Origin of the sequence: Leptospira fletcheri (genome assembly GCF_004769195.1) — a bacterium.
Taxonomy (GTDB): Bacteria; Spirochaetota; Leptospiria; order Leptospirales; family Leptospiraceae; genus Leptospira_B; species Leptospira_B fletcheri.
Window position 1 is genome coordinate 359,510 of record NZ_RQET01000004.1, and the last position, 13,997, is coordinate 373,506.

A 13,997-nucleotide genomic window follows, 5' to 3' on the forward strand; every position below is an offset into this window, starting at 1 on the left:
ATCGCGCTTTTCCGACAAAGGCGGCAATCCTATTTTTCGCCTCGATTCGACGTGTCCCGATTATAAGGACTGTTTTCCTACGATTTCCGAAACTGATTTGGCTCCAAACTTTTCCAAGGTTTTGTCCAAGAATTCCAGAATCCGTAAAGGTAAAAAAGGACCCTGGTATATATAACCGGTATACAACTGAATTAAATCGGCCCCGGCCAAAATTTTTTCCAGAGCGGCTTCGCCCGAATCGATTCCTCCGACACCGATAATCGGCAACTTGCCCCTTAGCGTTTGATACGCGATCCGAACCAACTGAGTGGATCTGCTGCGGAGGGGAAGTCCGGAAACTCCTCCTTCGGATTCTACGTTAGGATATCTCTTTAGAACGGTTTTATCTACGGTGGTATTCGTGAGAACCACGCCGGACAATCCGGACTCCGGCAAACATTCCAACAATTCCCGCAATTCCCTCTCCTCCATATCCGGTGCAAACTTGACGAAAGTAGGAACAGGAAATCCTCCTCCTAAGCCGTTTCGTATTCCACCGATCAACTTGTTGAAATTTTCCGGCCTCTGGAAATTTCTTAAACCGGGAGTATTGGGGGAGGAAATATTGATCACGAGATAATCCGCAAATCGGATAAGCTTGCGGATGGAATAAAGATAATCTTCGACAGCATTTTCTTCCGATACGATTTTGGACTTCCCGACGTTGATTCCTCTTACTGCGATTCTATTCTGTCTTTGAACGGTATCTAAGACTCCGTCCGCCCCGGGGTTGTTAAAACCCATTCGATTGATAAGAGCCTGGTCTTCCGGATAGCGAAAGATTCTCGGCTTAGGATTCCCGGGCTGCGATTGTCCGGTAACTGTTCCGATTTCGATGGAACCGAATCCCATTCTCGAAAGGAAAGGATAGAGTTCGCCGGTCTTATCGAATCCTGCAGCAAGACCCACAGGATTGGAAAATCGAATCCCCGCAACTTCCGTTTCTAAACGGGAACTTTTAAAGCACATCGAATTTTCAATCGCGAAAAATGCGAAAGGCAAACTCGACGATACGTCCAGAAGTCTATGCGCGAGAAGGTGAGCATTTTCCGGATCTAGATTTAATAGGATCGGCTTAACGGTTTTCTCGTATGCCCACTGTTTCCAACGGGAAGGTAAATTCAGCATTCTAAGACCATCGAAATATCCGAAGGCCCATTGTCAAAAAAACGAAACCGAAAATCGTCAATAAAGCGCACGCAGGTAGACAATCCAAAAAGCCGGCACCTTCCACGAATACGGCGCGCAAAGAATCCGCCATCAATGTAAGAGGTAGATTTCGTACGACAGGAAGTACGACTTCCGGAAAATTTTTATAACTGAAAAAGATTCCGGAAAGTACCATCATCGGAAAAGTGACCGCGTTCACTAAGCCGTTTCCTACTTGCGAACTCTGCGCGCGGGAACCTACCAAAATTCCGACACAGGCAAAGGAGAAATTTCCCGCCAAATATATTGCGATCGCACCCCATACTGAGCCGAAAAATGCGTTATCAAAGACCGTAAACGTGAACGTCAAAAATAGGATCGATTCGAGCACGGTGACGATCAATCTGGTAAAGAAAAACGAAAGCACGAAACCCAACTTATTCATGGGAGTCGCGGACATCCTTCTCAAAAGTTTCTTCATGCGCATCTCGATCAGATTCCAGCCGACTCCCCAAAGACAGGAATTCATCACTCCCATGGCAAGCATTCCCGGTACCAAATAATCTATGTATCTGGTGCCTTTGGAATCCAAAGTTCTGATCTTCGCCTGAGTCGTTTCCGTTTTAGATTCCGCAAGCAAAGCGTTCGAAAGCAAAAGATAATCCCTTTGCGAATTGGAATTCTTGGGATCGAAGGAAAACTCCAGATTGCCCTCCAAGTCCTCGCTAACGATCAGATTCAATTCCCCTCGCTTCAAAGCCTTGAACGCTTCCTCTTCGGACTGGATCTTCGGGCGGACGATTCCTAACCCGTGGAGGTTGCCTCCTTCTGTGGCTGCAAACGCGGACTCGATTCTTTTACTTAAGGCCTCCGCGTTCGGGGAAGACGATAGGACCGCCGCTCGAGTTTCCGGGACTCCTCTTGTCGTAAATGCAAGTCCCAGAACGCCCGCAATCGCGATAGGAAATACGAACGCCCAAAATATGATTCCAGGCTCTCGATAAAATTCCTTCAATTGGATCGTGACTAAATGATATATCTGTTTCATTCTCCGAGTCCTCTGCCAGTCATCGAAAGGAACAAGTCGTCCAAAGTCTTTTGATGACATTCCAATTCTTTTAGCGCCAATCCTGCTTTGGAAAAAGAATCCAGCATCGCCGGAAGATATTCCGTGATCTTATCCACAAACACCCGACCTTCCTTGTTGGAGGGATTCCAAAGAAATTTGGAACGTCCGTAGTTCGGGAGAAAACCCTCCGGATCTTTCCCGGTTCCGTCTTCCAAGGTAAATCGCACGATTTCTCCTCCGCCCATTTTTCCGAGCAATTCCGACAGAGTTCCTTGGTCCAGAATCGCTCCCTTATCCATTACGATGATTCTCTCGCAGAGCACTTCCGCTTCTTCCATATAATGAGTCGTCAGGATCATCGTAGTTCCTTCACTACGAAGATCTTCCAAAATCTTCCAGATATCCCGTCGAGCACCGGGATCCAAACCAGTCGTCGGCTCGTCCAAAAAAAGAATTTCAGGACGATTCATGATGGAGATTCCTAAAGCGAGCCTTTGCCGTTGTCCCCCGGACAGACTGTTCACAAAGGTTTTTTTCTTTTCGGTCAACCGAGTCAATTCTAGGATCTCGTTCAATCTTCGTTCCGGAGCTTTGTAAAAACTACCGAAGAGTTCCAGGGTTTCCCACACGGTAGCCCTGTCCATGAACCGAGTTTCCTGCAAAGCAAGGCCGATCTTTCCCCGAAGAAAGGATTCGTTGGCCTTCCAGGAAACACCTAATATAGAGATTTTTCCGGAATCCGGAGATTGGATCCCTTCCAACATTTCTATAAGAGTAGTCTTGCCTGCACCGTTCGGTCCAAGCAGAGCGACGAACTCTCCCTTTCGGATCTCCAGAGAAAGGGAATCCACCGCAGTTACGTCCTTAAATTTTTTAGTTACGTTTTGAACGGAAATGACAGTTGAAGAATTTAACACGATTCGAACCTGGGGATCAGATTTCCATTTCGCCGATTATCCTTCGATTCTTTTTCCGATTCCGACTAAATCCGTTCCGTATCAGGAGTCAGCTCCGCAAGCGACTCGCTTTTTTAGCCCAGTCCCTTTTGAGATAATCGAGAATCCGTTCCTTATTTCTGCGCGCGTCCCTTTTTCCCAACTCATATGTCTCGCGTACGCCGACCGCATTCGTATAATCGAAACTAGTAATGGGCAAAGGTTCGGAAGGATTCATCAAAAAGCAACGACCCAATAACCTCGGATCCTTGCCGACTAGAGTCGTAGATTCATAATGGACGCCGATAATCTTTGCGGACGGAGGAAATGCTTCTAAAAGAAGATTATTCGTTAAGCCTCCATCCAGATAGTATTCCTTTCTATGTTTTTGAAAGGAGACTACCGGAGGAATCGAAGAGGAATTCAGGATAATCTGTTCGATCGTGTTCGGATCCTGAAAGTCCGCCTCGGTAAAAAGGACTTCCTTCATATTCCAATTTCGGAGAACACGAAACGTTCTCTCCGTATGTAAACCCCGATTTCGGTCCCGTTCATCCTCTAAAAAAGCTCTTCCGGTTTCGGCAATGAGACGTGCCAAGCGAAACGTGTTTTTCAAAGAATCTCTTTTCGGAAAAGCCCGAATCGTATGAATATAAACCTTTGCGCCCGACTTGATGATCTTGGGAAAATCCATACCGAACCGGATGGTCTTTCTGTACATCTCTTCATGCGGAAAAGCCGGTTCCCCGCGAAAGAGTTTTGTGAAATAAAAATTACGAGGATTCTTACGGACAATCCTTTCGAAAAAAGCCACGGACTCCTCTTCGGATTCGCAGAGAAGACAGAGGACCATGGCGGCTCCCGCAGAAACTCCCGAAACTTGTCTTAATTTCAATCCCCAAGATTTTAACTCATGCCCGATCCCGAGTCCATAAAACGCCTTACATCCTCCGCCTGCGATGGCGAAGCAAATTTCGTTTTCCAACCATATCCCTTGGAACACTTCTCCCAGCTTCAGGTTCGATTCCTGGTTCTTTCGGGAAAGAAATTCTGTATCGTCGATAATTGGCATAGGATTCCGCCGGAGATAAGTACACTATTCCATGCAGGAAAGAGGGAGTTTAAAAGCGATTTTTCGAACGAATCTCGGAAAAGAAATTTTTTCCCCGGAGGAATGAGAGAAAGAAAGGTCGGGTTTTAAGAATGTGTTTTATTCCCGTTTCGTTCGAGTCGAACCAGAACTTCGAAATGGTGCGTGCGTGGAAAGAAATCGGCAAGAACCAAATCTTCTATCCTATATCCGAATTCGTCCATGGCACGCAAATCCCGAGCTAAGGTAGTATGATTGCAACTGGAATAAATCAGAGAACGGGGCTTGCAAGATTCCAAGGACGCCATGACTTTTTTCGAAGCGCCGGATCTTGGGGGATTCAAAATCCATAGGTCCGATTCCAAGGAAATCTTTTCGGGAAGGGGCTCTTTTTCCAAATCCAATACCTCGAAAGAAAGATTCTTTCTGCCTGCAGCTTCCGCGTTTTCCCTAGCCATACGCACCGATCGACCTGATAATTCATAACCGGTCAGCCGTTTTATTTTCGACGACAAGGAAAGGCTGATCAAACCGGCCCCACAGTAAAGTTCCAAAACGGAGTCGATTCCAGTAGGAATCCAGGACCGGATCCGCTCCAACCAAGGTTCGATCAAAAACCGATTCACTTGCGTAAATCCTCCGATCGGAATCTTCCAAACCAGTCCCTCCTCGAAAAAAGGACCGATCGTCGCTTCTTCCTCGTCGTACTCGATCACGGAATTTCCGAAAAACCTGAGCCTGCATTCTTCCTTGTTTGTCCAACGAATCGAATCTCTAAGTACGAAAGAAAGATACTCGTTCATTTCTTTCGGAAGCTGCCTACAACCTTCCTCCGGAAGACGGACGAACAGATTCGAATTCTCTCGGTAAAATCCTGCGAGAATTCCTTTTTTCGTACGAAGGAGTTTTATCTGTGCGGTATTTCGATAGTGATCGCTAGGACCGGATAGAATTCCGACCGACGGCAGACGCGATCGATCTGACTTTGCGATTCCCTGCAAAGTATCCAGTAGAAGTTCTTTTTTAATATCGAGTTCTTCCTCGTAAGACACATGCCGATAAGAACAACCGCCGCATTCCGGAAAAGAGGAACAGTCCGTACCGATCCGGGAAGGAGAAGAATTTCGGACGGATTTTACCCTACCCCAAAGGAGTTCCGATTTTTCTTTCTCCACAAGGACGGTGACGATCTCTCCAGGAATTCCCGCCTTTATGAATGCGGTTTTACCTTCGGTATGAGCAATGGTTCTTCCTAGGTTCGCCCATCTTTCGAGCGCGATATCCCTCACCTCGTTTTCTTCGGAAAGATTTCCTTTTTTCGACTTGGAATTCCGAAGGTTTTTTTTCAAATTCCAAGGACGGTTCTTTTCCGAGCCCATAACTAAATCACCTTGACAGGGGCCCCCTTCCTGTCAGTAAAGTATTCCTTAACCGGAGAAGTGGCCGAGTGGTTTAAGGCAGCGGTCTTGAAAACCGTCGTGGGGAAACTCACCGTGGGTTCGAATCCTACCTTCTCCGGATAGGAACGAATGGAGATGTGCCTGAGCGGTCGAAAGGAGCAGTTTGCTAAACTGTCGTATGGGGTAACCTGTACCCAGGGTTCGAATCCCTGCGTCTCCGAATGTTCCCTCCTTTCCGTCTGACACAGCCAGGAAGAAAGAAAATATGTCCTCCCAGAGATTCAATACCCGGGAATTCCTGGAAGATGTTAGAAAACTTTTAGAAGGAGAAGAATACCCGAACTCCTTCGCCGCGATCTCTTACATCCCTTTTTTCGGATGGTTCCTACCTTGGTTTTTTAGGAAGCACCAAGAGATCTGCAAATTCCACGCGATCCAGGCAATGAAGCTGAATGCCGGATTCGTATTTTTGTATCTGGTGGTCTGGTTTCTCCGCGAATTCCCTATCTTAAGTTCCATTTTGAAATTGATTCGCGCCAATCCTATCGTTACGGATTTCTTAAGTTACGTAGCCTGGGTTCTTCTAACGATATATAGCGTTCTCGGCGCATTATGGGCGTACCAAGGCAAAAAAGCAGTATTACCTTTCTTTCCGGAAATAGAAAATGAAGTTCGAAAAATACTCGGTAAAATTCGCGGAACTCAAGGATAAGTGTTTCGCTCGCCTCGAACCCGAACTCAAACGGGGAAGAGAATTTGCGACTTCCGAAACCTTCCGCGTATACCTCGTGACTCTTCCCTTGTTCGGAAATTGGCTCATCGGATTCACCTTCTTTCCGGGTCAAGAGACCGTCCTCAGATATTCCAAACTTTCATTTTTAAATCTATTGTACTTTCTAGGATTTCTCTTCTCCTCTTGGATCCTTTCCTGGATTCCGATTGCGGGCCCTTGGCTCGGAAATCTATTGCACCTGATCGGAATTATCGTCTATGTCGGTCTATCCGGTTTCTTGCTATACAATTACTCTAAGGGAAAAAAACTGGTCCCGAAACTCCCGGAAGAGCATTTAGCGCTTTTGGAGAGAAAACTTTTTCATTAAAATCCGCGCCCTTAGCTCAGATGGATAGAGTATTTGACTACGGATCAAAGGGTCGGAGGTTCGAATCCTTCAGGGCGCGCCACTTCTTTGCTTAAAATCCTTCGGATCCAAGTATTGTTCTTTTTCCCTTGCCATTTTCGATCCAATCCTAGTTCTCAGAAAGAGACATAATATATAATTCTTGACGTAAATTCTTTCCCTTTTTTTCCTCTAACACTTGACATTTATACTGAGTCTCAAAAACGATAGTACTGTTAGGACAGAGGCCTGTTGGATGGAAAAATGCCATTGCGCTCAAGTGAGATTTGAAACGATCGTACAAAGAGCTGTCTCCGAAGGGAAAGATTATAGAGAGGTAGTACGATCCTGCGGTGCTGCAGATACCTGCACTGCATGCAAAGACTACCTTGTAGCTTATTGTGAAGAGCGATTAAACCTTGCCGCGACTCGATAGAGAATATATAGAAGAATCACTTTACCAGCAACTCCTGCAGGAAGCTGCCGCATCCTCCCGAGGCAGAACAAACCACAATTTTCACGAACTCTCGGAACCGTACCAGAGGTTCTTGAACGTCCTTACAAAGAACACTTACGTCCAACCCCATCGACATAAAAACCCTCCCAAGCCGGAAACGTTTATAGCGCTCCGGGGAAAACTGGGATTCATTCTCTTTCGGGAAGACGGAAGCATTCTAGAGACCCAAATTTTAAGTTCGGAAGGACCGGTGTATGGAATCGATATTCTTCCCGGAATTTACCATACCGTCGTCTGCCTTTCCGAAAATTGTATCTGTTTCGAAGGAAAATCAGGACCTTATGATCCTCAGTCGGACAAGGAATTTGCCACATGGTGTCCTTCGGAGTCGGATCCGAACAAAGAAGAATACCTGAACTTTCTACGTTCTCTCTTTTAATTTTCGGGAAGGCCCTTTTTTCCCAAAAAGAGATTCTCTGTTAAATTCTTTCTCTAGAATCGAATAAGATTTCGTACAACTCTCGGATTTTCCGTAAGTTTCGGCCCGGCAATGTAGGAAAAGGAATGATCCTTGTATTTCCTACTTCGAACGGGGTCTTTTTTTCTTCTTCCGCTTCGGAAAGATTATGTCCGTTAAATCGAGGGAGATTCTCTCTCTCCATGTTTTATAGATTCGGAAAACGAAGAGTCGGAATTCACTCTTTCTCGAGAGAATTTTCTTTTACAAAGAAGGAAAATCCGGTTTGAAATTTACTAAAACTGTTGCCACAGTATTTTCCCGGGCAAACATGCGAAAGGTTCGGGTGGAGCGACGTCGAAAGCCCGAATCCGCTTCGAATTCCCTTTACGGAAAGGAAAGTTATGCCTGAGTTCGATCAAATCGATCTGATGAACTACGCCGTATACGGCAATGAACATGACCCAGAATGGGCCGAGATTCGAAATTATATCCGTTCCAACGCTGGGGCCCAAAAGGAATACGAGGAGATGAAACGAAACCTCGCCTCGATCCAGCCCCGAAGAAAGCAAAAGGAAACGGGAAGGCCGCAGTCCGGTGGACCGGAACCGAATGAGCGAGGCTCCGGTTCTTCCAAATCTGCGGAACCGGATAAGAAATGGTGGAACGTATTTTTGGGAGAATAATTTCGCGAACTGGAAACCGGTATGGATAAAGAGGCAAGGGCGTATCTTACGATTCGAAATTTTGTCGCTCCGTTCATCGGAATGGCGGTGAATATCACCGCGTACGGTACGGAACACATCGTATCTAACGGCAAGTTGATTCTGGTCTGCAATCATCGCTCCGACATGGATCCATTTATTCTCTCTTGCACGTTCCCCAGATTCATTTCCTGGGTGGCGGCGGAATATACGTTTCGAATTCCGATCTTTAAGGATCTAGCCAAAATTGCGGGAGGAATCCCCATGTCGGTCGACGGTAAGATCTCTCTCGCTTCCATAAAAATGATCCAGCAAGTTTTCAAACGAGGGGACGTACTAGGAATCTTTCCGGAAGGTCATGATTACATGGTACAAAACGATTTCAAAAAACCCATGGTGGATTTTCACGAAGGTTTTGCAGCGTTTTCGATCCGGAACAAAGTAGATATTCTTCCTACCGTGATTATCCCTGTGGAAGAGACTTACTCGGATATTCCCATTCCACCCATCGTTCGTAGTTTTATGGGAATGCCGAAAGAAGTCTGTGAAATCAAGAAACGAGCGATTTACAAAAAAGTCAAAGTGGTTTATGGAGAGAAGATAGACCACCGGCCGTTCCTATCCGGATCGTTGGAAGAAAATTTAAAAAACCTTTCCGACGAGGTTCGTTTCCGAATGACGAGGTTGCTGGAAGGCCAATACGTGGAAGCCTAGACTTCCACAATTCCGGTAAATACTTCCTGAGCCGGACCGGTCATTAAGATGTGTCCGGATTCCAACCACTGGATGCGAAGGCTTCCCCCTCTTAAATCAATCCTGACGTCTTTTCCGGTTCTTCCGGTCAAATGTGCCGCAGTCATCACCGCGCAGGCCCCGGTTCCACAGGCAAGAGTTTCTCCTGCGCCCCTTTCCCAAGTCCTTTGGTAAAGATGGTCCTTTCCTTTTAAAGAAACGAACTCCACGTTTACCCGTCTCGGAAATAGATCCGTTTTGTTTTCGATCAAGGGACCGATTTCATGTACCGGAAAGGTATCCGGATCTTCCACAAAAATCACACAGTGAGGATTTCCCATACTTACCGCAGTGAACTTCAAGGATCGATCTCTGATCTGGATCGAATGTTCTAGGATCGGCCCCTCTCCCGTCAAATTTACCGGAATAAGAGACGGCGCAAGGATCGGCTTCCCCATATCCACGGAAACGAATTCCACTTTATTTACGGAATTTACCGCTAGATCGACTTCGAGTACACCTGCTCCCGTTTCGATGAGAGGATTCTTTTTGGAAGTCAACCCGTGATCGTACACATATTTGGCGACGCAACGAATTCCGTTACCGCACATTTCGGAAGAGGAACCGTCGGCGTTGTACATATCCATTTGAAAATCGCCCCGATTCGAGCTTCGAATGAAGATGACTCCATCCCCCCCGATCCCGAAATTTCGATCCGAAAGTTTTTGAATCTGCTCCGGACTCAACCTGAGATCGTCCCGAGTCGCATCTATGTACACGTAATCGTTTCCGATTCCTTCCATTTTGGTGAATTGTACTTTCGCCAATTTACGCACCTGTCCCAAACCGTATTATATTACATCCATCCTGAAAGCGTCCGTCATCACGGAAAGTCCAAAAAGTTCGCCCGTTCGGACCTTTTTTAGACCTAGTCGATCGTACCATTTCAAAAAAATAATGCCGCTTCCTAAAGCACTCTCCCTTGGTCCGTAGCTAGGACCAAATTCAGCGCGGAACGTAAGTCGGGCGCTTCCCAATAGCTTCCCGCAGCATGACTTCTTTTTTCCAGAACGAAATCGCTTCGATTCGAATCGGATAGGATCCCCTTTATGTGGATCGCTTCGATTCCGTAATCCAATGCTCCTTGAATATCTCCTTCCAAAGAATCCCCGATCATATAGTCCTGCCCACTCTTCCGGGAATCCAAACTTAGCGCTTTTTCAAAAATCCGACGGGAAGGTTTTTCCTCACCGACTTCTTCGGAGGTCGTCAGTTGGTATTTAAGGGTATTCGGAAGTAACACTTTTAATTTTAGAAGCTGGGTTCTGAGATTCTCGTTCGTAAGAAGAATCAGATCCTTCTGTTCCTGGATTTCCCGGAGTAACCGAAGTATTTTCCCGAACTCGTTTCCGTTCTTTCTCTTCCAGTCCTTGATTCCGTGCAGGAAAAGACGAAAATATTCCGCCTCCAAATCCAGAACCCATTTTGCCCGAATCGATCCGAATAGGGATTCGGACATTTTTTTGAAGTACAATAGTCGCAATTGATTCGTGGATTTTTTGGGTAATTCGCGTTTTGCTTCGGTTCTTGCCGAAGAATATTTCTGCCGAAATTCGTCCGGATTCTTGAAACCGAATCGTTTCGCGTTTCTCTCCAATTGTTTCAAAGTAGATTCGTAAATCGTTACGGAGTCGAAAAGCGTATTGTCCAAATCCAATAGAAGAGCCATGTGGGAAAATTTTTCCGACCGGGGGAAAAGCCAAGGAGAATCCTCTGCCTGATATCTTTTCCTTGCAGTACCCGTTCGGTCCGTAAAGATAAGACGAGTATATGAACGAGGATCGTTTTTCGAGGAGAGTCTTTCTTTTCACACTAGCCTTATGCTCGGCAGCACTGGGAATCGGCGCCCTCTTTAAGTTTAGGAGAAAAAAATTAGAAGGATTCATTCTAGGACCGAATAAAAATCTCGGGCATAAAATCCGCGACTATTCCCCCGGAAAAAACCCGATCGGAGAAATGAAAAGAACGAAAGTTCTGATCGTCGGCGGCGGCATTTCGGGACTTTCTGTCGGATACTACCTCAAAAATTCCGGATTCGAGGACTATCTGATTCTGGATTTGGAAAAGGAAGTCGGCGGCAATTCCAGGTACGAGGAGCGGGAAGGTCTCCGATTTCCATGGGGAGCGCATTATCTTCCACAGCCGGGAAAAGAAGCGGTACTTGTACGTAAGTTTTTGGAAGATATAGGGCTCGTTGTCGGAAAGGACAAGTCGGGAGATCCGATTTATGCGGAAACTTCTCTCTGTTTCGATCCTGGTGAAAGACTTTTTTACCAAGGGAGATGGCATGCAGGGTTATTGCCTAGAAGATCGGGGGAGCCAGACGAACAAGAGTTAAAATTCAAGGAAATACTTCGCTCTTGGAAAGACCGGATCGGCCGGGACGGAAAGCGAGCATTCGTGATTCCGATCGACCTATCTTCTAGAGATCCTTCCATTTTAAAATTGGACATGTTTCCGTTTTCGGATTATCTAAAGTCCCAAGGGATCTCCTCTCCCGAAATCCTCTGGTATGCTGATTATTGTGTTCGGGATGATTATGGCGCAAATTCGGAAAGTATATCCGCTTGGGCCGGGCTGCATTATTTCTGCTCTCGTCCCCATGACGAAGACGATTTTCCGGCCGTACTAACTTGGCCGGAAGGAAACGGATTCCTAATGGAAAAATTAAAAAGCATTTCCGAAAATCGGATCAAAACCTCGCAGTTAGTCTTAAATATAAAAAAAATCGCGAATACATGGGAAACGATCGTCTACGATGCGACGAGAAATCAGGAGACCAAATACGTTTCCGAGCAGGTGGTTTATTCCCTTCCCTCGTTTACGAGAAAGTATATATTGGGAGAAAAAAATCCCGTGTTGCATCGGCTACAGTATTCTCCCTGGCTCGTCGCGAACTTGTTCGTAGACGAAGTTCCGGAAGGGAAGGGACATCCGCCCGCTTGGGAAAACGTGATTTATCGGAGTAAAGGATTGGGATACGTGGTTTCAACTCACCAAGATCTTAGGGCGCAAAGACCTCAATCCGTTTTGACTTACTACCACGCTTTCGGCGAAAGGGATACGATAGGTTCCAGAAATTCCATGGCTCGGAGTTCTTGGAAAGATTGGAGAGACAGAATTCTCTCCGACTTGCGCCGACCACATCCGGACATAGACGGACTGGTTACTCGGTTGGACGTAATGACGATGGCTCACGCGATGATCCGACCGAATCCGGGCTTTCTCTGGGGAAACGATCGCCAAAGCCTTTCGCTCTCCGCTCAGGGTCTTCATTTTGCGCATTCCGATTTAAGTGGAGTATCCATTTTCGAGGAGGCTCTTTATAGAGGACACGAAGCCTTCAAGAAAGTGAGTAAAGATCTAGGAAGAGCTTTTTGAAACCGGAGTCTTCACAAAAGAATCCTTGGATTTTTTCCGCGAAATTCGATCTGATCTGGATCATCGGTCCGGGAATCTTTTCGGTATTGCTATTGTTTTTTCTGGATTTGGCCGGAATATCGAGCGGAATCACAGGATCCGGTTCCGGCAGAACGAATGGAAAAGCCTTCCCTACTTGGCTATGGTTGCTCCTTGTTCCCGGCATCGATGTCTCGCACGTGTATTCCACTTTATTCCGTACGTATTTTGATAAGCGACAATGGATAGAGAGGAAAACGCTCCTAACTCTCGTTCCGATCTTTTGTTTCCTGACGGCTTTAATCCTTCACTCTTTCGGAAAAACGATCTTTTGGAGAATTATGGCCTATCTGGCCGTGTTTCATTTTATCAGACAACAATACGGTTTCTTAGCGCTATACTCCTCTAAGGAACCGAAGGAATCTAAAGTACTTTCTTTCACTTGGGAAAAATCCACACTCTATGTCGTTACCATCATTCCGATTATCTATTGGCATACGACTCCCGAAGGCCGTAATTTTGAATGGTTCTTGGACGGGGATTTTTTCAGTTTTCCTCAAGCGGATATAGCGACTTATTCGTTGGTCTTTTTTTGGGGTTGGATCTTCCTGTATTTCGTCTCCCAAGTTTATTCGTATCTTAGATCGGGTCAATTCTCCTGGCCCAAAAACCTATTGCTCTTAAATACGGCCGTCATCTGGTATATGGGAATCGTCGTTAAAAACGACGATTTAAGTTTTACCTTAACGAACATAGTGAACCACGGAGTCCCTTACATGGCCTTGCTGTTTATGTATGGAAGGTTCGCAAAAGGGAATTTTCCCGCAGTATATTACGATGCATTTAAAAGGATCGGTTTGGGAGTTTTCGCGTTTTTAGGAACTCTGATCATACTTTCCTATTCCGAGGAATGGCTTTGGGATACGTTCGTATGGAGAGAGCACCCTCAATTATTCGGAAACGATTTGATCGTAAAATCGGGTATCGGAAGAGGGCTCGAATCGGTGCTGGTCCCTCTATTCTTTCTGCCTCAATTTACTCACTATGTTTTGGACGGATTCCTCTGGAAGATCGGAAAGCAAAACTCCGAATTGAGGAATTTCTTCGGTCTTCCGAAAAAGAGCGAGCAGAACACGGAAATGTAAAAAGCGAATTTCCGTAAAACCCCGGAATTTGAAGAAACGAGAACGGCAGTTTTCCATAATAGACCACTTCAGGATAAAAGCCGGATTTCGTTATTTTCCCGATTTTGAAACTTCGTATCGATTTCCCCCTTCCACTCGTTTTCCGTAAAGTTACAGAACGGAATTCGGGAAGGCCGGGAAAAACCTCGACTGCTCCGAGGTTTTCCGATAGACAAGCTTGGTTTTCCCCCCATAATGACTAAA

14 protein-coding genes and 3 tRNA genes are annotated in these 13,997 nt (G+C 46.0%); 10 read left to right on the forward strand and 7 right to left on the reverse strand.

Going from position 1 to position 13,997, the window contains the following annotated elements; genetic code table 11:
- Positions 1 to 60 precede the first annotated feature (60 nt).
- The 5 genes from EHO60_RS05055 to EHO60_RS05075 all read right to left on the reverse strand — a co-directional run bounded on the left by EHO60_RS05055 (position 61) and on the right by EHO60_RS05075 (position 5,661).
- The gene (locus EHO60_RS05055) at positions 61 to 1,167 is read right to left on the reverse strand and encodes a quinone-dependent dihydroorotate dehydrogenase (RefSeq protein ID WP_135767072.1); all 1,107 of its coding nucleotides are present in this window, start codon (positions 1,165 to 1,167) and stop codon (positions 61 to 63) included.
- A 1-nt stretch (position 1,168) separates the two neighbouring features.
- Complete coding sequence (locus EHO60_RS05060; RefSeq protein ID WP_135767073.1) at positions 1,169 to 2,236, reverse strand: ABC transporter permease; 1,068 nt, start codon at positions 2,234 to 2,236, stop codon at positions 1,169 to 1,171.
- Positions 2,233 to 3,174 (reverse strand): ABC transporter ATP-binding protein, encoded by a 942-nt coding sequence (locus EHO60_RS05065; protein ID WP_135767074.1) that lies wholly within the window; start codon positions 3,172 to 3,174, stop codon positions 2,233 to 2,235. Before EHO60_RS05065 ends, EHO60_RS05060 begins: the two co-directional genes overlap by 4 nt.
- Before the next feature lie 88 nt (positions 3,175 to 3,262).
- Entirely contained in the window at positions 3,263 to 4,264 is a 1,002-nt protein-coding gene (locus EHO60_RS05070) for a patatin-like phospholipase family protein (protein WP_135767075.1), read from the reverse strand.
- A 125-nt stretch (positions 4,265 to 4,389) separates the two neighbouring features.
- Positions 4,390 to 5,661 (reverse strand): class I SAM-dependent RNA methyltransferase, encoded by a 1,272-nt coding sequence (locus EHO60_RS05075; RefSeq protein ID WP_135767076.1) that lies wholly within the window; start codon positions 5,659 to 5,661, stop codon positions 4,390 to 4,392.
- 54 nt (positions 5,662 to 5,715) lie between these two features.
- Here EHO60_RS05075 and EHO60_RS05080 point away from each other — a divergent pair.
- The 8 genes from EHO60_RS05080 to EHO60_RS05125 all read left to right on the forward strand — a co-directional run bounded on the left by EHO60_RS05080 (position 5,716) and on the right by EHO60_RS05125 (position 9,132).
- Positions 5,716 to 5,800: transfer RNA gene (locus tag EHO60_RS05080), tRNA-Ser, on the forward strand.
- A gap of 13 nt (positions 5,801 to 5,813) precedes the next feature.
- Positions 5,814 to 5,902 (forward strand) — tRNA-Ser (locus EHO60_RS05085).
- A 45-nt stretch (positions 5,903 to 5,947) separates the two neighbouring features.
- The gene (locus EHO60_RS05090) at positions 5,948 to 6,394 is read left to right on the forward strand and encodes a hypothetical protein (protein ID WP_135767077.1); all 447 of its coding nucleotides are present in this window, start codon (positions 5,948 to 5,950) and stop codon (positions 6,392 to 6,394) included.
- The gene (locus EHO60_RS05095) at positions 6,348 to 6,782 is read left to right on the forward strand and encodes a hypothetical protein (RefSeq protein WP_135767078.1); all 435 of its coding nucleotides are present in this window, start codon (positions 6,348 to 6,350) and stop codon (positions 6,780 to 6,782) included. Before EHO60_RS05090 ends, EHO60_RS05095 begins: the two co-directional genes overlap by 47 nt.
- A 5-nt stretch (positions 6,783 to 6,787) precedes the next feature.
- Positions 6,788 to 6,864: transfer RNA gene (locus EHO60_RS05100), tRNA-Arg, on the forward strand.
- 355 nt (positions 6,865 to 7,219) lie between these two features.
- Entirely contained in the window at positions 7,220 to 7,696 is a 477-nt protein-coding gene (locus EHO60_RS05110; protein WP_135767080.1) for a WbuC family cupin fold metalloprotein, read from the forward strand.
- Positions 7,697 to 8,118: 422 nt separating this feature from the next.
- A complete protein-coding gene (locus EHO60_RS05120) occupies positions 8,119 to 8,400 on the forward strand; it encodes a hypothetical protein (protein ID WP_135767082.1) in 282 nt (93 codons plus the stop codon).
- A gap of 21 nt (positions 8,401 to 8,421) precedes the next feature.
- Positions 8,422 to 9,132: a lysophospholipid acyltransferase family protein gene (locus EHO60_RS05125; RefSeq protein WP_135767083.1), complete on the forward strand. Its 711-nt coding sequence runs from the start codon at positions 8,422 to 8,424 to the stop codon at positions 9,130 to 9,132.
- On the opposite strand, the gene dapF is transcribed toward EHO60_RS05125, so the two are convergent.
- Both dapF and EHO60_RS05135 read right to left on the reverse strand, forming a co-directional pair.
- Positions 9,129 to 9,977: a diaminopimelate epimerase gene (gene dapF, locus EHO60_RS05130; RefSeq protein ID WP_135767084.1), complete on the reverse strand. Its 849-nt coding sequence runs from the start codon at positions 9,975 to 9,977 to the stop codon at positions 9,129 to 9,131. The two genes, EHO60_RS05125 and dapF, sit on opposite strands and share 4 nt — an antisense overlap.
- Before the next feature lie 140 nt (positions 9,978 to 10,117).
- Positions 10,118 to 10,879 carry an HAD family hydrolase gene (locus EHO60_RS05135; RefSeq protein ID WP_135767085.1) on the reverse strand — a complete coding sequence of 254 codons (762 nt, stop codon included), beginning with the start codon at positions 10,877 to 10,879 and terminating at the stop codon, positions 10,118 to 10,120.
- A gap of 101 nt (positions 10,880 to 10,980) precedes the next feature.
- Between EHO60_RS05135 and EHO60_RS05140 the strand changes: the two genes are divergently transcribed.
- Both EHO60_RS05140 and EHO60_RS05145 read left to right on the forward strand, forming a co-directional pair.
- Complete coding sequence (locus EHO60_RS05140) at positions 10,981 to 12,591, forward strand: NAD(P)-binding protein (protein WP_135767086.1); 1,611 nt, start codon at positions 10,981 to 10,983, stop codon at positions 12,589 to 12,591.
- A complete protein-coding gene (locus EHO60_RS05145; RefSeq protein ID WP_135767087.1) occupies positions 12,588 to 13,754 on the forward strand; it encodes a hypothetical protein in 1,167 nt (388 codons plus the stop codon). The genes EHO60_RS05140 and EHO60_RS05145 overlap by 4 nt, the downstream gene beginning before the upstream one ends.
- Positions 13,755 to 13,997: the final 243 nt, after the last annotated feature.

Bases quoted from the DNA above. Each gene is read 5' to 3' on its own strand.
- EHO60_RS05075 (WP_135767076.1), bottom strand. From the start codon at position 5,661: ATGGGCTCGGAAAAGAACCGTCCTTGGAATTTGAAAAAAAACCTTCGG.
- EHO60_RS05120 (WP_135767082.1), top strand. From the start codon at position 8,119: ATGCCTGAGTTCGATCAAATCGATCTGATGAACTACGCCGTATACGGC.
- EHO60_RS05095 (WP_135767078.1), top strand. From the start codon at position 6,348: ATGAAGTTCGAAAAATACTCGGTAAAATTCGCGGAACTCAAGGATAAG.
- EHO60_RS05135 (WP_135767085.1), bottom strand. From the start codon at position 10,879: ATGGCTCTTCTATTGGATTTGGACAATACGCTTTTCGACTCCGTAACG.
- EHO60_RS05125 (WP_135767083.1), top strand. From the start codon at position 8,422: ATGGATAAAGAGGCAAGGGCGTATCTTACGATTCGAAATTTTGTCGCT.
- EHO60_RS05140 (WP_135767086.1), top strand. From the start codon at position 10,981: ATGAACGAGGATCGTTTTTCGAGGAGAGTCTTTCTTTTCACACTAGCC.
- EHO60_RS05070 (WP_135767075.1), bottom strand. From the start codon at position 4,264: ATGCCAATTATCGACGATACAGAATTTCTTTCCCGAAAGAACCAGGAA.
- EHO60_RS05055 (WP_135767072.1), bottom strand. From the start codon at position 1,167: ATGCTGAATTTACCTTCCCGTTGGAAACAGTGGGCATACGAGAAAACC.
- EHO60_RS05060 (WP_135767073.1), bottom strand. From the start codon at position 2,236: ATGAAACAGATATATCATTTAGTCACGATCCAATTGAAGGAATTTTAT.
- EHO60_RS05090 (WP_135767077.1), top strand. From the start codon at position 5,948: ATGTCCTCCCAGAGATTCAATACCCGGGAATTCCTGGAAGATGTTAGA.